This window comes from Kitasatospora fiedleri (genome assembly GCF_948472415.1).
Classification (GTDB): Bacteria; Actinomycetota; Actinomycetes; order Streptomycetales; family Streptomycetaceae; genus Kitasatospora; species Kitasatospora fiedleri.
In genome coordinates, this window is the sequence record NZ_OX419519.1 from 3,445,306 (window position 1) to 3,464,782 (window position 19,477).

18 protein-coding genes are annotated in these 19,477 nt (G+C 73.3%); 6 read left to right on the top strand and 12 right to left on the bottom strand.

What is annotated here, in order from left to right; translation table 11 throughout:
* Positions 1-238: 238 nt before the first annotated feature.
* The 7 genes from QMQ26_RS15905 to QMQ26_RS15935 all read right to left on the bottom strand — a co-directional run bounded on the left by QMQ26_RS15905 (position 239) and on the right by QMQ26_RS15935 (position 7,077).
* Positions 239-1,804: a DoxX family membrane protein gene (locus QMQ26_RS15905; RefSeq protein WP_282206095.1), complete on the bottom strand. Its 1,566-nt coding sequence runs from the start codon at positions 1,802-1,804 to the stop codon at positions 239-241.
* 369 nt (positions 1,805-2,173) lie between these two features.
* Positions 2,174-3,166 (bottom strand): 23S rRNA (guanosine(2251)-2'-O)-methyltransferase RlmB, encoded by a 993-nt coding sequence (gene rlmB / locus QMQ26_RS15910; protein WP_282206096.1) that lies wholly within the window; start codon positions 3,164-3,166, stop codon positions 2,174-2,176.
* Positions 3,167-3,287: 121 nt separating this feature from the next.
* A complete protein-coding gene (cysS, locus tag QMQ26_RS15915; RefSeq protein ID WP_282206097.1) occupies positions 3,288-4,682 on the bottom strand; it encodes a cysteine--tRNA ligase in 1,395 nt (464 codons plus the stop codon).
* A 66-nt stretch (positions 4,683-4,748) separates the two neighbouring features.
* The gene (locus QMQ26_RS15920; protein WP_282206098.1) at positions 4,749-5,144 is read right to left on the bottom strand and encodes a PPOX class F420-dependent oxidoreductase; all 396 of its coding nucleotides are present in this window, start codon (positions 5,142-5,144) and stop codon (positions 4,749-4,751) included.
* A gap of 44 nt (positions 5,145-5,188) precedes the next feature.
* Positions 5,189-5,683 (bottom strand): 2-C-methyl-D-erythritol 2,4-cyclodiphosphate synthase, encoded by a 495-nt coding sequence (gene ispF / locus QMQ26_RS15925; protein ID WP_100837638.1) that lies wholly within the window; start codon positions 5,681-5,683, stop codon positions 5,189-5,191.
* The gene (ispD, locus tag QMQ26_RS15930) at positions 5,673-6,434 is read right to left on the bottom strand and encodes a 2-C-methyl-D-erythritol 4-phosphate cytidylyltransferase (RefSeq protein ID WP_400684208.1); all 762 of its coding nucleotides are present in this window, start codon (positions 6,432-6,434) and stop codon (positions 5,673-5,675) included. Before ispD ends, ispF begins: the two co-directional genes overlap by 11 nt.
* Before the next feature lie 160 nt (positions 6,435-6,594).
* Positions 6,595-7,077 (bottom strand): CarD family transcriptional regulator, encoded by a 483-nt coding sequence (locus QMQ26_RS15935; protein ID WP_014136563.1) that lies wholly within the window; start codon positions 7,075-7,077, stop codon positions 6,595-6,597.
* Positions 7,078-7,452: 375 nt separating this feature from the next.
* On the opposite strand from QMQ26_RS15935, the gene QMQ26_RS15940 reads away from it, so the two are divergent.
* Positions 7,453-8,142, top strand: a complete 690-nt coding sequence (locus QMQ26_RS15940) for a DUF461 domain-containing protein (RefSeq protein WP_282206099.1) — start codon at positions 7,453-7,455, stop codon at positions 8,140-8,142.
* 117 nt (positions 8,143-8,259) lie between these two features.
* Here the strand turns inward: QMQ26_RS15940 and QMQ26_RS15945 are convergent, their stop codons facing one another.
* Positions 8,260-8,952: a response regulator transcription factor gene (locus QMQ26_RS15945; protein WP_033250991.1), complete on the bottom strand. Its 693-nt coding sequence runs from the start codon at positions 8,950-8,952 to the stop codon at positions 8,260-8,262.
* Positions 8,949-10,208 carry a sensor histidine kinase gene (locus tag QMQ26_RS15950; RefSeq protein ID WP_100837636.1) on the bottom strand — a complete coding sequence of 420 codons (1,260 nt, stop codon included), beginning with the start codon at positions 10,206-10,208 and terminating at the stop codon, positions 8,949-8,951. Before QMQ26_RS15950 ends, QMQ26_RS15945 begins: the two co-directional genes overlap by 4 nt.
* A gap of 286 nt (positions 10,209-10,494) precedes the next feature.
* Here QMQ26_RS15950 and phoU point away from each other — a divergent pair, with 286 nt between their 5' ends.
* Positions 10,495-11,169 carry a phosphate signaling complex protein PhoU gene (phoU, locus tag QMQ26_RS15955; RefSeq protein WP_100837635.1) on the top strand — a complete coding sequence of 225 codons (675 nt, stop codon included), beginning with the start codon at positions 10,495-10,497 and terminating at the stop codon, positions 11,167-11,169.
* A gap of 150 nt (positions 11,170-11,319) precedes the next feature.
* On the top strand, positions 11,320-11,499 hold the full coding sequence (locus QMQ26_RS15960) for a hypothetical protein (RefSeq protein WP_282206100.1): 180 nt from the start codon (positions 11,320-11,322) through the stop codon (positions 11,497-11,499).
* A gap of 102 nt (positions 11,500-11,601) precedes the next feature.
* On the opposite strand, the gene QMQ26_RS15965 is transcribed toward QMQ26_RS15960, so the two are convergent.
* The 3 genes from QMQ26_RS15965 to QMQ26_RS15975 form a co-directional block, all read right to left on the bottom strand.
* On the bottom strand, positions 11,602-12,192 hold the full coding sequence (locus QMQ26_RS15965) for a lytic polysaccharide monooxygenase auxiliary activity family 9 protein (protein WP_282206101.1): 591 nt from the start codon (positions 12,190-12,192) through the stop codon (positions 11,602-11,604).
* Between the two features lie 307 nt (positions 12,193-12,499).
* Positions 12,500-13,258, bottom strand: coding sequence for a phosphoglyceromutase (locus tag QMQ26_RS15970; protein WP_100837632.1), 759 nt, complete (start codon positions 13,256-13,258; stop codon positions 12,500-12,502).
* A gap of 847 nt (positions 13,259-14,105) precedes the next feature.
* Positions 14,106-15,497, bottom strand: coding sequence for a sporulation protein (locus QMQ26_RS15975; RefSeq protein ID WP_282206102.1), 1,392 nt, complete (start codon positions 15,495-15,497; stop codon positions 14,106-14,108).
* 267 nt (positions 15,498-15,764) lie between these two features.
* Between QMQ26_RS15975 and QMQ26_RS15980 the strand changes: the two genes are divergently transcribed.
* From QMQ26_RS15980 to QMQ26_RS15990, 3 genes are all read left to right on the top strand, one after another.
* Positions 15,765-17,531, top strand: a complete 1,767-nt coding sequence (locus QMQ26_RS15980; protein WP_282206103.1) for an asparagine synthetase B family protein — start codon at positions 15,765-15,767, stop codon at positions 17,529-17,531.
* Positions 17,532-17,559: 28 nt separating this feature from the next.
* Positions 17,560-18,000, top strand: a complete 441-nt coding sequence (locus tag QMQ26_RS15985) for an NUDIX domain-containing protein (RefSeq protein WP_282206104.1) — start codon at positions 17,560-17,562, stop codon at positions 17,998-18,000.
* A gap of 74 nt (positions 18,001-18,074) precedes the next feature.
* The gene (locus tag QMQ26_RS15990) at positions 18,075-19,394 is read left to right on the top strand and encodes a UDP-glucose dehydrogenase family protein (protein ID WP_282206105.1); all 1,320 of its coding nucleotides are present in this window, start codon (positions 18,075-18,077) and stop codon (positions 19,392-19,394) included.
* Positions 19,395-19,477 lie beyond the last annotated feature (83 nt).

The window sequence follows — 19,477 nt, forward strand, 5'->3', positions numbered from 1 at the left end:
CGGGCGCTCCCACAACCCCGCACGGGCCCGCCACGACGCCCCGGAGGCCGCGGAACGCGCTCCGGGGCGTCCCGCTGCCCGGGGGGGGGGGGAGCACGGCGCGACCGCCGACGGCCCAGCGGCCGCACAGAGACACCGAAGACACCGAAGACACCAAGACCCCGCAGCAGAGCCGTAGGGTCCCTCCCGGACGTCCGGGAGGGACCCTACGGCGTGTCGTTCCGCGCGGGATCGGCCGTCAGGCCGCGGGCGCGGGGTGCTGCGGGCTCATGCCGAGTTCGAGCAGCGGCGGTCCGCTGCCCAGCAGGCCGCCGATCACGCCGTGCGAGGGCTGCGCGGTGCGCGGTGCCCCGGCGGGGGCGCCGCCCGTGCCGGTGCCGCCGGCGGAGCCGCCGTTGCCGGTGCTGCCGCCGCCGCCACCGGTGCTGGAGGTGCCCGAGCCGGCGCCGTTGCGGGCGGTCGGCGTGGCGCCCCCGGACGGGGTGCCGCCGCCGGGCTGCTTGGCCTTGCCGCTGCGGCTGGACGAGGGCGAGGGCGCGGCCGGCGCCTTGCCCTGGCCCTGGCCCTGGGTGGGGCTCGGCGTGGGGGTGGGCGTGGGCGACGGGGTCGGGGTCGGCGAGGGGCTGTTGCTCGGCCAGACCGGGGAGCCGAAGTCGGTGGGCGGCTCGACCGGCGCCGTGCTGCCGCCGGTGCGGACCGCCGCGCCGAGCAGCGAGCCGGAGAGCAGGGTGAGGCCGACCACCACGGCGGTGACCACGCCGCGCCGGCGCAGCATCCGCCGCCGGACCGCGCCGGGTTCGCCGGGCCCGTGCCGGCGGAACGCCTCCAGGGCGATCCGGCCGTCCAGCGAGGCGAACGGGGCCCCGGCGATCAGCAGCGGGCTCCAGGCCGCGAGGAAGATCAGGTCGGGGGTGTCGTAGACCGGCACCGCCTTCCAGCTCACGGTGAACAGCAGCGCCGCGGACAGCGCCATCGCGGTGCCGGCCGCGAGCCGCTGCCACAGGCCCAGGATGGACAGCACGCCGACCACGATCTCCAGGAAGGAGACCGCGAGCCCGGCGCCCACCGGGTGGGCCATCGCGAAGTCCAGCAGCGGCTGGGCGACCTTCCACGGGTGCAGCGAGGACAGCCAGCGCATCATCGAGCCGCGCTCGCCGCCGTCGAAGTACACCGGGTCGCACAGCTTGCTGAACCCGGCGTACACCGACAGCGAGCCGAGCAGCACCCGCAGCGGCAGCAGCACCAGGCCCAGGTCGACCCGGCGGCCGGGGTACCAGGCGTGCTTGGAGCCCTCGCTGAGCGACGGCACCTCCGGCAGCTCGCCCTCGGGCTGCCAGCTGCGCCCGGCGCCGATCCGGACCGTCTCGTCCAGCAGTTCGGGGACGCCGACGTGCGGGGTCTCGCCCGGGGTGCCGGCCGGGCCGTACTGGCGCGGGACGCCCTGGAGCTGCTGGGTGTCGTCGTCCTCGAAGCCCTTGGCGGGGGCGGGCACGGTGGTCAGCCGGACGGCTTCCAGCAGCTGGGTGGCGGCGGTGTCGCCGGGCCCGGTCCGGCCGCTCCAGGCGGTGACCACCCGGGCCTTGCGGCGGGGGGCCCCGCCGGTGACCGAGGCGGCGGTGATCCCGGCCAGCGCGGGCACCGACGCCGCGGGCACCACGATCTGCGGGGTGACGCCGCTGCGCAGGCCGTACGGGTCACCGAAGGCGGCACCGGCCGGGGCGTCGATCATCGGGGCCACCGGGGCGGAGAGCCTGACCCGGAAACTGGCCTGGGTGCTGCTGAGCCTCGACGGGTCGGACGGCACCCGGACCGTGTTGAGGCCCGGACCGTCGTCTATCCCCGCGGGGCGCTGCCCGAGGCGCAGAGGTGTTCTGGTGTCCACACCCCTCTAACCGGGTGACGGGCCCCGAGGACACTCTCCCGGGTGGATTCCGGGCGAGGATTTGAAGTGATCATGAGAAAACCGATCGGGCCCGACCGGACCCGACCGGTTCCCCCACGAAAACGACGCGCTACCGCGGCGCCGCTGCGGCACGGCACCCCGCACCGCGGCGCCGCTGCGGCACGGCACCCCGCACCGCGGCGCCGCTGCGGCACGGCACCCCGCACCGCGGCGCCGCTGCGGCACGGCACCCCGCACCGCGGCGCCGCCGCGTCAGCGCAACACCCCGCGTCAGCGCTTGGCGCGCAGCCGGGCGGCCTCGTACAGCACGATGCCCGCCGCCACACCGGCGTTCAGCGACTCGGTCCGGCCCGGCATCGGGATGCGCACCAGCAGGTCGCAGGTCTCCGAGACCAGCCGGGACAGGCCCTTGCCCTCGGAGCCGGCCACGATCACCACGGGGCCGGTCAGCACGTCCAGGTCGCCGATCTCGGCCTCGCCGTCGGCGGCCAGGCCGACCACCATCACGCCGGCCTTCTGGTATGCCTCCAGCGCCCGGGTCAGGTTGGTGGCGCGCGCCACGGGCAGCCGCGCCGCCGCGCCGGAGGAGGTCTTCCAGGCGCCCGCGGTCATGCCGGCCGCCCGGCGCTCCGGGATCACCACGCCGTGCGCGCCGAACGCGGCGGCGGAGCGGACCACGGCGCCGAGGTTGCGGGAGTCGGTGACGCCGTCCAGCGCGACGATCAGCGCGTCCTGCCCGTTGTCGGCGGCGCCCTCCAGCAGGTCGTCGGGGTGCGCGTACTCGTACGGCGGGACCTGCAGCACCAGGCCCTGGTGGTTGAGGCCGCCGGTCATCTGGTCCAGCTGGGCCCGCGGGGCCTCCATCAGCGGGACGCCGCGCTCGTTGGCGGCCTGGAAGGCCTCCCGGACCCGGTCGTCGGTGTCGAGGAACTGCTGCACGTACAGCGCGGTCGCCGGGACGCCGCCCTGGAGCGCCTCGACCACCGAGTTGCGGCCCACCACCAGCTCGGCCGCGCCCGCGCCGCCGCGGCCGCTGCGGGAGCCGCCGCCGGCGCGGCGCATGCCCGCGCGGGACTTGGCGTCGCGCTCGCGCTTGAGCGCCGCGTTGGCGGCGCGCTGCTTGGGGTGGCCCTTGCGGGCCTCGCCGGGCGGGGTCGGGCCCTTGCCCTGCAGTCCCTTCCGGCTGTGGCCGCCGGTACCGACGCTGGCACCCTTCTTCGATCCGGGGTTGCGGCGGTTCCTGCGCTGGCTGTTGCCGGCCATGGTTGTACTTCCTGTCTCTGCGTCTGCTTCGTGCGTCGGGGCCGCACCCCTACAAAGGTACGGCCCCGGCGCGCCCCGGAGGGCTACTGGTACTACCGGCGGCCGGTGGTCCGGCCCGGTGTCACTGCCCGATCGTCCAGCGCGGGCCGGACGGGGTGTCCTCGATCGCCAGCCCGGCGGCGCCGAGCTGGTCGCGGATGGTGTCCGCGGTGGCGAAGTCCTTGCGGGCGCGGGCGGCCTGGCGCTGGTCGAGGACCAGCCGGACCAGGGCGTCGACCACGCCGCCGAGCTCCTCGCCCTGCTCGGCGCCGCCGGCCCACTGCTCGTCGAGCGGGTCGAGGCCGAGCACGCCGAGCATCGCCCGGACCTCCGCCAGCCGGGCCGCGGTGGACTCCTTGTCGTCCGCGCCGAGCGCGCTGTTGCCCTGCCGAACGGCCATGTGCACGGCGGCGAGCGCCTGCGGGACGCCTAGGTCGTCGTCCATCGCCTCGGCGAAGGAGAGCGGCACCTCGGGGGCGGCGTCGACCGGGCCGCAGCGCTCCACGGCCCGCTCGATGAAGCCCTCGATCCGGGCGAACCCGGTCTCGGCCTCGCGCAGCGACTCCTCGCTGTACTCGATCATCGAGCGGTAGTGCGGGCCGGCCAGGTAGTAGCGCAGCACGATCGGCCGCCAGCGCCGGACCATCTCGGAGACCAGCACCGAGTTGCCCAGCGACTTGGACATCTTCTCGCCGGCCAGCGTCACCCAGGCGTTGTGCACCCAGAAGTTGGCGAACTCGTCGCCGAAGGCCCGGGACTGGGCGATCTCGTTCTCGTGGTGCGGGAAGATCAGGTCGAGTCCGCCGCCGTGGATGTCGAAGGCGCGGCCCAGGTACTTGTGCGCCATCGCCGAGCACTCCAGGTGCCAGCCCGGGCGGCCGCGGCCCCAGGGCGTCTCCCAGCTCGGCTCGCCGGGCTTGGCGGCCTTCCACATCGCGAAGTCGCGCGGGTCGCGCTTGCCGGTCTCGTTGTCGCCGGAGGGCTGCCGCAGGTTCTCCAACTCCTGGTTGGAGAGGGCCAGGTACTCCGGGAAGGTGGTCACCGCGAAGTACACGTTGCCGTCGGCGGCGTACGCGTGGCCGCGCTCGATCAGGCCGCGCATCATCTCGATCATCTCCGGGACGTGCCCGGTGGCGCGCGGTTCGGCGCTCGGCGGCAGGCACCCGAGGACGGTGTAACCCTCGTTGAAGGCGCGCTCGTTGGCGTACGCGATCTTCCACCAGTCGGTGGACTGCTCGCGCCCCTTGGCGATCACCTTGTCGTCGATGTCGGTGACGTTGCGGACGAAGGTGACGTCGTAGCCGCGGTAGCGGAACCACCGCTGCATCACGTCGAAGTTGAGGCCGGACCGGATGTGCCCGATGTGCGGCGGTGCCTGGACCGTGGCGCCACACAGGTAGATCGAGACACAGCCCGGCACCAGCGGGACGAAGTCGCGTACCTGGCGGGTCATGGTGTCGTACAGGCGAAGGCTCACAGCGACCAGGGTAGTGGGCGGCGGGGGGTGCCCCGCCACCTTCCGGCCCCTTTGGCGTGCCCGCGTTCAGCCGATGTTGCCGACGATCTTGCGCGGGCTGAGCCGGATCACCACCCGGACGTCGTCCGGCCCGTCGAAGCCGTAGGCCTCGCCCCGGTACTTGTGCGACAGCTCGTCGATCAGCTCCCGGCCGCCCTCGGTGGTCAGGGTGACCTCGCCGCGCGCCTCGAAGTAGGTGTACGGGTCGTCCGCCGGGTTGACCAGCAGGCTGACCCGCGGGTCGCGCACCAGGTTGAGGTGCTTGCGGCGGCCCTGCACGGTGGAGAACAGGATGTCGTCGCCGTCCCGCTTCACCCAGACCACGGAGGACTGCGGGCTGCCGTCGGGCTGCACGGTGGAGACCACCGCGTAGCTCTTCGCGTCCAGCAGCGCCCTGACCTTGTCGCCGAGTTCGACGCCCATGTCTCCTCCTGTGCCTGGTTCTTGACGGCTTGTCGGAACTCAGGCTATGCGGCGGGCCGTTCGTAGACCAGTGCCGTGGCGATCGCGGCGAGTCCCTCCGCGCGGCCGGTCAGGCCGAGGCCGTCGGTGGTGGTGCCGGAGACCGAGACCGGGGCGCCGACCGCGGCGGACAGCGCGGCCTGGGCCTCGGCCCGGCGCTTGCCGACCTTGGGGCGGACGCCGATCACCTGGACGGAGACGTTGCCGATCTCGAAGCCCGCCGCCCGGACGAGGCGGGCCGCCTCGGCCAGCAGCGCGACCCCGGCCGCGCCCGCCCACTCGGGGCGGGAGGTGCCGAAGTGCGCGCCCAGGTCGCCGATGCCGGCGGCGGAGAACAGCGCGTCGCAGGCGGCGTGCGCGGCCACGTCGGCGTCCGAGTGCCCGGCCAGGCCGGTCTCGCCGGGCCAGTCCAGGCCGGCCACCCGCAGCGGGCGGCCCTCCTCGAAGGCGTGCACGTCGGTGCCGATGCCGACGCGGGGGAGGATCGGGTCAGTAGCCATCGGTGGCCCTCCGGCGGGCGAGCACGGCCTCGGCGAGCACGAGGTCCAGCGGGCGGGTGACCTTGAACGCCTCCTCGTGGCCGGGCACCACGACCACCCGGCCGCCGAAGCGCTCGATCAGCCCGGCGTCGTCGGTCACCTCGGCGCCCTCGGCGAGCGCCCGCTCGTGCGCGGCGACCAGCCCGGGCAGGTCGAAGCCCTGCGGGGTCTGCACCGCGCGCAGGGTGGAGCGGTCGGGCGTGTCCAGCACCGGCTCGGGGCCGGACGGCTGCGGCTCGACCCGCTTGACGGTGTCGGCCAGCGGCACCGCGGGCACCACCGCCCCGGCCCCGGCGCGGACGGCGGCGGCCACCGCGTCCACCACCTCGACCGGCACCAGCGGGCGGGCCGCGTCGTGCACCAGCACCACCCGGGTCCCGGCCGGGACGGCGGCCAGGCCGAGCCGCACCGACTCCTGCCGGCTGGCGCCGCCGGGCACCACCCGGACGTCCTTGCCGTCCAGGCCGTGGCTGTCCAGCAGCGAGACGACCTCGGCCACCCCGTCCGGCGGGGCGCACACCACCACCAGGCCGACCGCCCGGCTGCGGGCCAGCGCCCGGACGGCGTGCACCAGCAGCGGCACGCCGCCGAGTTCGCGCAGCGCCTTGGGGGCGCCGGGGCCGAGTCGCTCGCCGCGCCCGGCGGCCGGGACGACCGCTGCCGCGAGCTGTGCTGAGGCGTTCAGGTTTGGCTCCTCGGGTGTGATGGGTATGGCCCGTGCCGAGCGCGGATACCGCGAGCGGGCAGGCCCCCTTCCTGACTGCACGTTAGTGGAACCGCGCCCGTGGCCCCGCCATGCCACCGCCCCCTTCCGGGCATGGCGAAGCGCCCGAGGTGCCGTTCGGGCACCACCGGGCGCTGCGTCGCACTGCTCAGGAGGCGAGGACCTCGTCGAGCAGCGTCTCGGCCTTGTCCTCGTTGGTGTTCTCGGCGAGCGCCAGCTCGCTCACCAGGATCTGCCGGGCCTTGGCCAGCATCCGCTTCTCACCGGCGGACAGGCCGCGCTCGCGCTCGCGGCGCCACAGGTCGCGGACGACCTCTGCGACCTTGATCACATCGCCGGACGCGAGCTTCTCGAGGTTCGCCTTGTACCGGCGCGACCAGTTGGTGGGTTCTTCGGTGTACGGTGCCCGGAGCACCTCGAAGACGCGGTCCAGGCCCTCTTGGCCCACCACGTCGCGGACGCCGACGAACTCGGCGTTCTCCGCGGGCACGCGAAGCGTCAGATCTCCCTGCTGCACCTTCAGCACCAGGTAGGTCTTGTCCACACCTTTGATCTGGCGAGTTTCGATGGCCTCGATCAGCGCAGCCCCGTGATGGGGGTAGACCACCGTGTCGCCAACCTTGAACGTCATGTGACAGGACCCCTTCCGTGGCTTTCCAGAATAACACGCTTTTCTGCTGACTCGAAGGGCGTTTTCGCAGGTCAGGGCCGGTCCCAGGGCTTGACAACCACCCCGGTCGCATGCTGCGACCGGTGTTCGATCAGGGCTTCCCGCAGGTCGGAGGCGGTCTGACCGCGCGGCGAAACCTCTGGTCACGACTCCGAAACCATGGTTGGATCTTGAGTTTTTGCCCCCGACGCGCCGGGCGCCCCGGATCGTGATCGGACCGCGACACGGGGCCACCCCGTGAGAGGCGGATATGTGTGGTCGGTAGTCTGACCCTCGACCACCGACCGTGATCCGTTTTCCGCTGGATCGTCCCCCCATCAAGGAGAAGTCGCCGCCGTGAGCCGGAGCCTTCGACGCGGCGCTGTCGCCGCCATCGTCCTCGCCGCGATCGTCCCGCTGGCGGCCTGCGCCGCGGGCAACGACGCGAGCACGCTGCAGATCAAGCCGGACAACGCGGCGACGGCCATCGGGAGCGACGTCAAGCTCAACAACATCGTCGTGGTCACCCCCGGGGGGACGGCCGGCGAGTACACCGGCCCGGCGAACGTCACGGTCAACGTCGCCAACACCGGTGACGGCCCGGAGGTGCTGACCTCCCTGAAGGTCGGCGACACCGCCGCCAAGCTGACCGACAAGAGCGGCGCCGCGGTCGACAGCATCGCGCTCGCGCCCGGCGAGTCGGTGCTGCTCGGGGCCGAGGGCGGCCCGCTCGCCGCGGTGCCGAACGCGGACGTGTCGGTCGGCGGCTACGTCAAGACCACCTTCACCTTCAAGAACGCCGGCGAGGTCTCCGCCAACGCCAACGTGCAGCCGGCCGACGGCCTGTACGAGGGCTACGGCCCGGCGAAGGCGTCCCCCTCCGCCCCGGCCTCCCCCGCCGCGAGCGCCTCCGCCTCCGCGGGTGCCTCCGTCTCCGCGGGCGCCTCCACCTCGCCCTCCGCGGGCGCCTCGACCTCGCCCTCCGCCGGGGCCACCGGCTCGGCGAGCGCCCCGGCCGCCCCGTCCGGCTCGGCCACGGCCGGCTGACCCGGCGGCGCGCGGACAGCAGGACAAACAGCAGGACGGACAGCAGGAGGGGCCCCGCCGCGGCGGGGCCCCTCCTGCGTGCTGTGCCGGTGCGCCGCTCTACCGGCGCGTCGCGGTTTACGGCTCGAACTTGTAGCCCAGGCCGCGGACCGTGACCAGGTAGCGCGGGGCGCCCGGGTCCGGTTCGATCTTCGCCCGCAGGCGCTTGACGTGGACGTCCAGGGTCTTGGTGTCGCCGACGTAGTCCGCGCCCCAGACCCGGTCGATCAGCTGCATCCGGGTCAGCACCCGGCCCGCGTTGCGCAGCAGCATCTCCAGCAGGTCGAACTCCTTGAGCGGCAGGTCGACCTTGGCGCCGTCCACCGTCACGACGTGCCGGTCGACGTCCATCCGGACCGGCCCGGCCTCCAGCGCGCCCGGGGCGGCCGCGCCGTCGCCGCCGCCGTCCTCGCCGCGGCGGCGGAGCACCGCGCGGATGCGGGCGACCAGCTCGCGGGTGGAGTACGGCTTGGTGACGTAGTCGTCGGCTCCTATCTCCAGGCCGACCACCTTGTCGATCTCGCTGTCCTTCGCGGTGACCATGATCACCGGGACGTTGGAGCGGACCCGCAGCTGGCGGCAGACCTCGGTGCCGGGCAGGCCGGGCAGCATCAGGTCGAGCAGGACGAGGTCGGCTCCGTTGCGCTCGAACTGCTCCAGCGCGTCGGGGCCGGTGGCGGCGACCGCCACCTCGAAGCCCTCCTTGCGGAGCATGTACGACAGGGCGTCGCTGAACGACTCCTCGTCCTCGACCACCAGTACTCGGGTCACGATCGGGCCTCCGGGGCAGGAAGTGTGGTTGCTGCGTGGTTTTCGGGGTCCTCGACCGGGGCCTGCCCGGCGGGGAGCCGCAGAGTGAAGGTGGAGCCCTGGCCCTCGACGCTCCACACCGACACGGTGCCGCGGTGCGAGGCGGCGACGTGCTTGACGATGGACAGGCCGAGGCCGGTGCCACCGGTGAGGCGGGAGCGGGCGGGGTCCACCCGGTAGAAGCGTTCGAAGATCCGCTCGCGGTCCTTCTCCGAGATGCCGATGCCCTGGTCGGTCACCGAGATCTCGATCAGTTCGCCGTCCGCCTCGCCCAGTGCCGCGGCGCTGGAGATCCGGCGGGTGGCGAGGGCGACCCTGGTGCGCGGCGGGCTGTAGTTGACCGCGTTCTCCACCAGGTTGCCGAGGGCGGCGGCCAGCTGGCCGCGGTTGCCGACCAGGTAGAGGCCGGTGGTGCCGCCCGCCGCGATGACGATCTGCTTGGCGGCGGCGGTCTGCCGGCAGCGGTCGATCGCCTCGGCGATCAGCTCGTCCACCGCGACCGGCTCCGGGTCGACCTTGAGCTGGTCGTCCTGGACCCGGGACAGGTCGATGATCTCCTGCACCAGGCTGGCCAGCCGGGTGGCCTCCACCTGCATCCGGCCGGCGAAGCGCTGCACCGCCTCCGGGTCGTCCGAGGCGTCCGCGACGGCCTCGGACAGCAGCGAGAGCGCGCCGACCGGGGTCTTCAGCTCGTGCGAGACGTTCGCCACGAAGTCGCGGCGGATCGCCTCGATCCGGCGGCGCTCGGTGCGGTCCTCGACCAGCACCAGCACCAGCCGGGAGCCCAGCGGGGCGACCCGGACCGAGACCGCGAGCGGTTCGGCGGTGCGGGCCGCCGCGCCGGGGCGGGTCAGTTCCAGCTCGATCTGCCGGATCTCGCCGTCCCGCCGGGTGGAGCGGGCCAGCGACAGCATCCGGTCGACGGCCACCCGGCCGCCGCGGACCAGGCCCATCGAGTAGGCGGCGGAGGAGGCCTTGACCACCTCGTCGCCCTCGCCGAGCACGATCGCGCAGGAGCGGAGCACCGAGAGCACGGTGTCCACCCCCGGGGGGAGGGCCGGTTCCTGGTCGGGTTCCGGCGCTGTGTTCCTGCTGGTCCTGCCGCCCTTGCCCCTGCCCTGGTCGCGCTCGCTCCAACGGAAGGCGATGGAGGCGGTGAGGCCGACGCCGAGCCCGGCTATGGCGCAGGCAGCGGCGGCGGCCACGTTCACGTCCATGCCTGTCAGCGTAAATGGTGCTCGGGCGGGCTCCGTAAGGGTGCGATCAAGGCATCGGCCTGACGTTGCCGAGAATTCACCTTCACGCTGCCGCCGATTCACCGCAGCGGCCGTGGCAGGTCGCCCGAACGGCTCAGTCTGGGCCGGGCAAGCCCGTGTGGGCGGTGACGCGGCTACCATTCGCGCCACCAGCAGCGGCCGCCCGCGCCGCCCGCCCCTCCGGCGGGTCGGTCCGGGGCGTCCGGTCGGCACCGCCACCGACACCGGTACTGGAGGAGAAGAGCGCATGCGCGACGCGTACCACGAGGAACTCGACTCGATCAGCGACAGCCTGGTCGAGATGGCCCGCCTGGTCGGCTCGGCGATGGGACGGGCCACCACGGCCCTGCTGGACGCGGACCTCGCCCTGGCGGAGGGCGTGATCGCCGCCGACGAGAAGATCAACCAGCTGCACCACGGTCTGGAGAACCGCGCGATCGACCTGCTGGCCCGCCAGCAGCCGGTCGCCACCGACCTGCGGATCGTGGTCACCTCGCTGCGGATGAGCGCCGACCTGGAGCGCTGCGGCGACCTGGCCCGGCACGTCGCCAAGGTCGCGCGGCTGCGCTACCCGGAGACCGCCGTCCCGATCGACCTGCACCCGATCGTGCTGGAGATGGGGCAGCTCGCCCAGCGACTGGTCGCCAAGGCCGGCCTGGTGATCGCCACCAAGGACGTCGACAAGGCGCTGGAGCTGGAGGCGGACGACGACGCGATCGACGCCCTGCACCGCGAGCTGTTCTCGCACCTGCTGGACGACCGCTGGCACCACGGCATCGAGACCGCGGTGGACGTCACCCTGGTCGGCCGCTACTACGAGCGCTTCGCGGACCACGCCGTCTCGGTCGCCAAGCGCGTGGTGTACCTGGTCACCGGCGAGCACGTGGACGACTTCGTGGCCACCGCGGAGTCCGCCGAGTAACCGTCCGCCGGGTCCGGCGAGGGGGCGCACGACGGCCGAACCGCCAGCCTCCGCGCGCCCGTTGACGTGTCGTCAACGGTGGGGTTTCACTCGAAGGGACGGGCGGCTGCTTCGGCTCGCCCGGCTCCGCCCGGACGAGGAGGCAGCCCGATGAAGACCACCGGCACCCCGAACACTCCCCCGCCGCACCCGGTGGCCCCGACCGCCGCGCGGCTGCTGCCGGTGCTGGCCGCCGGTTGCGGCTGCAGCCCGGGGTGCGGCTGCGGCTGCCAGTCCGGCTCGCCCTGCCAGTGCGGCGGCGTGACCGGCGGCTGCTGCGGCGGCCACTGAGCCCGCGCACGACGGACGGCCGGACGCCCCTCCTGCGGGGTGCCCGGCCGCCCTGCCGTGCTCACCGGCCCCTGCCGGGTGCCGGGAGGGACCTTCCGGGCGTCAGGAGAAGGTGACGTCCATGCACTGGTAGAAGGCGTTGCCGGTGTCCGCGATGTCCCAGACCGCCAGGATCACCTGGTGGCCGGTCAGCCCGGTGGGCAGGATCGCGGTGTGGCTGAGCGTGGCCGGGGGCTGCTTGCCGCCCATCGGCACGGTCAGGAACGGGGTCAGGTTCAGGTTCGACCTGGTCAGCTTGGTGGTGGCGTCGTAGCCCGGCTTGGTGAGGAAGTACCGGAACGAGGTGGTGGCGTGCCGCGCCTCGATGCTCCAGGTCAGCGTCAGCTGCTGCCCGGCGGTGACCCTGGTGGTCGGCCAGCCGCCGCCCCGCGGGTCGTCCAGCTGCGCCCAGCGCGCGTCCGCGCCCGCGCACAGCTTGCCGTCGGCGGGCCCGGTGGCCGGGAAGCCCTTGGGGCCCTCGACGCTCTGCGGCTCCCACTGGATGTCGCCGCACTTCTTCACCACACCGGCACCGCACAGCCCCGCCCGGCTGGGCGGCGTCGTGATGTACCCGTGCGAACTGGCCGGGAGGGCGGTGGCCAGGACCGCCGCGGCGGCGGCGAAGCCGACCGCCAGGATGTTGCGCTTGCGCATGGTGCTCCTCCGTGGGGGTGGATGGAGTGCACGACCGCGGGCACGCGGAAGGGGGCCGCGTGGGGGGCGACCAAGATTGTCATGCCCGCGCCGACAGTGGTTCCACGCTAGGAGCGCGCCTTCCCCCGTCAATGGTCTGAACCATTCGAGAACCTTAACCAGGCTTTGCCGCAAGCTTGTTGACGATCGGTCAGCTCCTTTCATGCGGGAGCGCCCCCCTCCCGGCGGACACGGAACAGCCCCCTGGGCCGGGGCGTCGTTGCGCCGGGCAGGGGGCTGAGAGGTGGGTGAGGGCGGGAAGGAGTACTTACTTCTTGCCCTGGTTCTTCACGGCCTCGATCGCGGCCGCGGCGGCCTCGGGGTCGAGGTAGCGGCCACCGGCGGCGACCGGCTTGAAGTCGGCGTCCAGCTCGTAGAGGAGCGGGATGCCGGTGGGGATGTTGAGGCCCGCGATGGCCTCGTCGGAGATGCCGTCGAGGTGCTTGACCAGGGCGCGCAGGCTGTTGCCGTGCGCGGTGACCAGGACGGTGTTGCCCGCGGCCAGGTCCGGCACGATGGCGTCGTACCAGTAGGGGAGCATCCGCTCGACGACGTCCTTGAGGCACTCGGTGTTCGGGCGCAGCTCGGACGGGATCTCGGCGTAGCGGGCGTCGCCGGCCTGGGAGTACTCGGCGTCGTCGGCGAGGGCCGGCGGCGGGGTGTCGTAGGAGCGGCGCCAGAGCTGGAACTGCTCCTCGCCGAACTCGGCGAGCGTCTGGGCCTTGTCCTTGCCCTGGAGGGCGCCGTAGTGGCGCTCGTTCAGGCGCCAGCTGCGGCGGACCGGAATCCAGTGGCGGTCGGCCTTGTCGAGGGCGATCTGCGAGGTGCGGATCGCGCGGCGCAGCAGCGAGGTGTGCAGCACGTCCGGCAGCAGGCCCTCGGCCAGCAGGAGCTCGCCGCCGCGGGCGGCCTCCTTCTCGCCCTTCTCGTTGAGGTCGACGTCGACCCAACCGGTGAACAGGTTCTTCTGGTTCCACTGGCTCTCGCCGTGGCGGAGCAGGATCAAGCGATAGGTCGTGTCAGCCATGGGGCCAAGCCTAGTGGAGGGCGAAATCCGATCGCTCGTCCGTCCGGATCGGGGGTAACGTTCGCCCAGCGGTTTCGACTCTTACCGATCGGGCCGTCCCCACCGTTCCACCCCGCCCGCGGGCGGCCGGCTCCCCCGCCGGTTCTGGCGGCTGGGGACGTCCACCCTGGTGAACCGCCCCGGCGGCTTCGTGGTCACCTCCCTGGCGGTGCACCTGAATTCCCCTGCACGAATGCCGTGTCGCAACAGCTGCGAACATGCAGCCGGAGCAGGCGAGTTTGGGCTGCGCAATCCGCGCTGCAGACGGCCAGGTCCCCGAGCAGTGAGCATGACCGTCGGCGCCGCGGTGCAGGCCGTCCGTCCGGTCGCCGGCGCTGTGCGTCACTGACCGCTGTCCGGCCAGAGATTCACGACGACGAGGTTGTCGGCCGTGTCCCGTCCGACCTCGACGCCATGGCGTACGGGTGCGCATCAGGCCGGGAGGGCTCCGGAGGAGGGGCTGCGGCCGACGGTCGGCGTGTCGTTCACCTGGGAGTGCAGATCCTTTCCCGGCGCGGTGCTGACCGGCGCGACGGATTCGGGGAAGGCGAGCGCGTCGACCCGATCGGTCGGGAAGAACCAGACCATGGCCCGGTAGCCGCCGACCCCCGCATGCCGGTGAGTGGCAGCGATCAGCTGCCGGCCTCATCGGCCTCACGCGCTCGGACGACCCGGATCTCGTACTCGGCGTTCGTGATGGTCACGGCGCAAGACTGCCAGTGGGGGGTGGACCCGGTCCGTGCTTTGGGCTGACCGACGCCCCGACAGTTGGGGGGCGTGGCGACGCCCCCGCGGCTACGGCGGAGCGCTAGGCGGCAACCCCGAGTTCGGTCCGGGTGCGGTGGAGGAAGTCCCGGACGGCGGGCTCCCGCCGCCAGGGGACGAGGGCGGCGTTGAACTCGCGGACGTAGTCCTTGGCCCGACTGGACTGGACGCGGGCGAGGATGTCGACGGCCTGGTTGCCGAGGGCGAGGCCCTGGTCGAGGTCGCGGCCTTGGAGGTGGGCGGTGCCGACGATCGCCAGGCGCATGCCGACGGAGCGGGTGAACACCCCGGTCGGCATCGCGGCGGCCTGCGCGTTCCAGGCCAGGGCGGCCTTGGGGTTCTTGAGGTCGCGGAAGACCTCGGCGGCGTCGGCGGACAGCCGGGCGTGGTGGTAGAAGTCGATCCAGGCGGGCTCGCCGGCACTGTCGCGGGCGTGGTCGAGCAGGCTCTCGGAGACGGTCAGCGCGGCCGAGGCGGCCTTGGCGTTGTTGTCGCGGGCGTGGGCCCGGGCCTCGATGAGTTTGGTGAACGCCAGCACCCTGGGAGCGGCGTTGCCCTTGGCCCGCTCGAAGGCGCCCTGGGTCATGTCGATGGCCTCGCTCGGGAAGCCCCGCAGCAGGGTCTGCATCGCCATCGTGGTGAGGATGTAGCAGCCGAGTGGGACGTCGCCGCCGGCCCGTGCGAGTCGGAGCGCCTGGATGAAGTGCCGCTGGGCGGCCTCGTGCTGCCCGACGTCGAAGGCGGTCCACCCGGCGAGGCGGGACAACTCCGCGGTCACCGAGAACAGCTCGCGGCCGACCTCGTCGCTGAACGAGCCGTTCAGCAGCGGCACCGCGCGTTCCTGGAGGCAGTCGGTGACGGAGTCGGCCTTCCAGTTCCCGCCGCCGTACTTGGAGTCCCACCGGCGGGCGTCGTCCGCGGCCTCCCTCAACTCGGCGAGGTCGGCGGCCCCGACCCGGCCGCGGCCCCGCTGGGCGGAATCGCCGTCGGCCGGGGTGACCAGCCAGCGGGTGACCGGGGTGGCGAACGCGGAGACGGCGAAGCCCGTTCCGGTGAGGAAGTCGCGGCGGTCCACAGTGCTCCAGAACGAAGTGGCGACGCGCACGGCGTCGGCGGGGTCTCGCGGGAAATCCAACCCCACCTCGGCGTCCGGCGTCTCGGCATCCGCCATACCGATCTCCGCCAACTGCACCGGCCTGCCCAGGCGTTCGCCGATCGCTCGGGCCAGCAGCTTGGGCACCGGCCAGTCCGGGATCATGCCCCTGCGACACCAGTTCGCCACCGAGGTGTGCGTGTAGGCCGTGGTCAGCCCGGCCTCGTGGGCGAGCTGGTTCACCCGCAGGGCCAGCGACTTGTGGCTGGCCCCCTCACACGTGTCGATCATCCGGGCCAGCGCGTCGTTCGGCGGCTTGGCCCGGCGGGTGGTCGACGCCACAGCGTCCCCCTCAATCCGTCCCCGGCGGAGCCCGGGGAGGCGTACTCGACTTGGCACGAGAAGTCGTACACCCGGCACCGGGGCCGGATCACCGAGGGTATTGCCTCCACCGCTCACGGTGAACCGCTTCCGCGAGTTGTGAGCCCCCGTGCGAGCCCTCCCCCCGCCCGGTCGGACGCGGTTGTCTGATGCCCCGGGCCTCCGCCGGACCGGACCACGGACCGTCCGGCGGGGCCTCCACCGATTCACGCTCGGGGGTGACACCAGATGTGCGGAATCGCCGGACTGGCAGGCACGGACGCTGCCCGGCACGAGAACACGGTCGCGGCGATGGGCCTGGCCCAGCGGCACCGCGGCCCGGACGGCACCCGGCACCTCGGCTCGGCCGACGGCCGGGCGGTGCTGTCCATGAACACCTTGCTGATCGTCGACGCCGCCGCCCGGCCCGGCCCCTACCAGGACCCGGCCAGCGGCATCGTCCTCACGTTCAACGGCGAGATCTACAACTACCGGCAGGCCGGCGCCGCCTGGGGCATCCCGCTCGAGCCCGGCGAGAGCGACGCGCACCTGGTCCTGCGGGCCTGGGCCAAGCTGGGTGCCGGCTGCCTGGCCGCCCTGGACGGCATGTTCGCACTCGCCGTCTACGACCCGCGCGAGGGCCGACTGTTCCTCGCCCGGGACCGGCTCGGCGAGAAGCCGCTCTACTGGCGCCTGGACGGCGGCCGGCTCGCGTTCGCCTCCGAGGTCACCACCCTGACCGGCTACGGGACCGCCCCGCTGGTCGTCCGCCCCGAAATGCTGAGCATCGAGACGCCGACCGGCGCCGACACCCCGTTCCAGGGCATCCAACTGCTGCCGCCGGCCGGGCTCCTGGCCTTCGACGTCACCACCGGCTCGCTGGTCCAGCGGACCTGGTGGACCCTGGAGGGCCTGGAACCCTGGCAGGGCGACTACCGGAGCGCGCTGGCCCGTTTCTCGACCCTGCTGGCCGACCGGGTCCCGATGCGGGTTCCCCACTCGGACTTCGCCCTGCTGCTGTCCGGCGGGCTGGACTCCTCGGTGCTGGCCTACCTGATGCGGCCCCAGGTCTGCGTCACGGTCCGCTACCCCGGACAAGACCGCCTGGACGAGTCGCGGATCGCCGCGACGGTCGCCCGGGACATCGGGGCCGAACTGGTGGTCATCGAGCCGACCAGCCAGGACTTCACTCGCGCGCTGCCCCGGATCATGCGCGCGCTGGACTACCCGATGGGCAATGCGTCCACGTTCTCCGAGCACATGGCCTACCGGGCGGTCGCCGAGCGCGGCCTGCGCGTCGTGGTCGGGGGACTCGGGCCGGACGAGTTCCTGATGGGCTACGTCCGGCACGCGCTCGTCCTGTTCGGCCCGGAGGCGGTGCTGGCCGCCGGTCTGGACGCCTACCGGCCGCTGGCCTCCAAGCTGCTGGACGGCCCGGGCGGGCCGCTGGGGCCGGTCGACGCGATCGTGAAACTGGTCCTGCGCGGCCAGGACCCGGACGAGCGAGTGCGGGAGTTGGTCGCCGACGCCCTGCACCGGGCCGGCGGAGACCTGGCGCGGGGGCTGACGCTGGCGGACCTGGCCACGGCCTGGCGCCCGCTGGTCATGACCTCGGACAAGCTGGCCTCCGCGTTCGCGCTGGAGCGGCGCTCGCCCTACCTGGCCCGGGACCTGGTCGAGTTCTGCTACCGGCTGCCCGTCGAGCACAAGATCGGCGACCCGGCGGCCGGGAAGCGCATCCTGCGGGACGCCGCCAAGGCCCTCGGCCTGCCCAGGGAGGTCTGGGGCAGCCGGGACAAGCTCGGCTTCGCCTCCCCCGTCCCCGGCTGGCTCTCCGGGCCGCTGGAACCCTGGGCGACCGCGCAGATCAGCTCCGCGCTCGACCGTGCCCCGCGCGGCCTGCAGCCACTGCTGGCCGGCGGCCTGATGCCGGGCGGGCGGTTCGACCGCACCCGCATGCAGGCCCTCATGGCCGCGGCCTGGTTCTCCGACCGGACTCCGGCGGCCGCGGCATGACGGGCCGTCAGCTCACTACGGTGAGCACATGGACACCCTTCCCACCGACCCGTCCGCCGCCGAGCCGCGCGGAGCGGTCGCGATCGTCACCAACCGGCGCGGCGAGCTCCTGCTGCACCTGCGCGACGACCTCGACCACATCGCCTGGCCCGACCACTGGAGTCTTCTGGGAGGCGGCTGCGACCCCGGTGAGAACCCGGCCGAGACGATCGTCCGCGAACTCGGCGAAGAAGCCGGTCTGGCCGTCGACGGCGGCCTGAGGGAGCTGTTCGAGAGCCGGGACGCCCACGGCTCGGGACAGATCATCACCTTCTTCGCCGCCCACTGGGACGGCGACGAAACCGCACTGCCACTGACTGAAGGCGTCACGTTGCAGTTCTTCGCCCCCGAGCACCTGGCCGTCCTGACCATCCCGCCGTTCATCCGCGACGGCATCCACCGCTACCTCGCCGCCCTGCCCGGCACCTGACCGGCCCGTCCTCGAGAAAGGGGGTCGGAGCGCCTGGCCGGGTGGCGCCCCAGCTCCCTCGGAAGGACACGATCGTGAAGCTCAGCGTCATCGGCTGCGGCTACCTCGGCGCGACCCACGCCGCCGCGATGGCCGAACTCGGCCACCAGGTAATCGGCATGGACACCGACACCGACAAGGTCGGCGCCCTCAACAAGGGGCAGGCCCCGTTCGTCGAGCGCGGCCTGGACGACCTCCTCGCCAAGCACACCACCTCCGGCGCCCTGCGGTTCACCGCCTCCTACGCGGAGGCCGCCGCCTTCGCCGACATCCACTTCCTCGGCGTCGGCACCCCGCAGCAGGCCGACAGCGGCGCCTACGACCTCACCCACCTCCACACCGCCGTCCGCCGGTTGGCCCCCGGGCTCACGGACGGCGCGCTGATCATCGGCAAGTCCACCGTCCCGGTCGGCACCGCCGCCGAGCTGCGGAACACCCTCGACGGACACACCCGTGACGGAGTGAGCGTCCGCCTCGCCTGGTCCCCGGAATTCCTCCGCGAGTCCTTCGCCGTCCCGGACACCCTGGAGCCGGACCGGATCGTCCTCGGCATCGAGGACGGAGACACCGGCAGCGAAGCCGACTTCCGGGCCGTCCATGCCGACATCCTGGCCGCCGGGTCGCCGCTGATCGTCACCGACATGCCCACCGCCGAGCTGATCAAGGGTGCCGCGAACGCCTTCCTCGCCACCAAGATCTCGTTCATCAACGCGATGGCCGAGCTCTGCGAGCTGACCGGCGCGGACGTCCAGCAGCTCGCCCTCGCCCTCGGTCACGACCAGCGCATCGGCGCCAAGGGCATGCGGCCCGGCCTCGGGTTCGGCGGCGGCTGCCTGCCCAAGGACCTCGCCGGCTTCACCCACCGCGCCGAAGAGCTCGGCGCCGACCAGGCCGTCACCCTGCTCCGGCAGGTCGGCGTCATCAACCAGCGCCGACGCGAGCGCACCGTCGAACTCGCCCGCGAAGTCCTCGGCGGCACCCTGGCCGGCCAGCGGATCGCCGTCTGGGGTGCCGCGTTCAAGGCCGACACCGACGACATCCGCGACTCCCCGGCCCTCGCGGTCGCCGACGCCCTGCACCGGGCCCGGGCCGAGGTCACCGTCCACGACCCCGCCGCGACGGAGAACGCCCGCAGGGCCTACCCCCACCTCGACTTCGCCGACGACACGGCCACGGCCGTCACCGGAGCCGACCTGCTCCTGCACCTGACCGACTGGCCCCAGTACGCGGACGCCGACCCCGCCGACCTCCTCCAGCACATCGCGGCCCCCCGGGTCATCGACGCCCGCGGCACCCTCAACCCCGAACGCTGGCGGACGGCCGGCTGGACCTTCCGCGCCCTCGGACGCCCCTGACCTGCCGAACATAAGGGCCCCCGAGCCGACCGCACGGCTCGGGGGCACTCAGCTGGGGCGGCGGCACAGCCGGATTGTGCAGA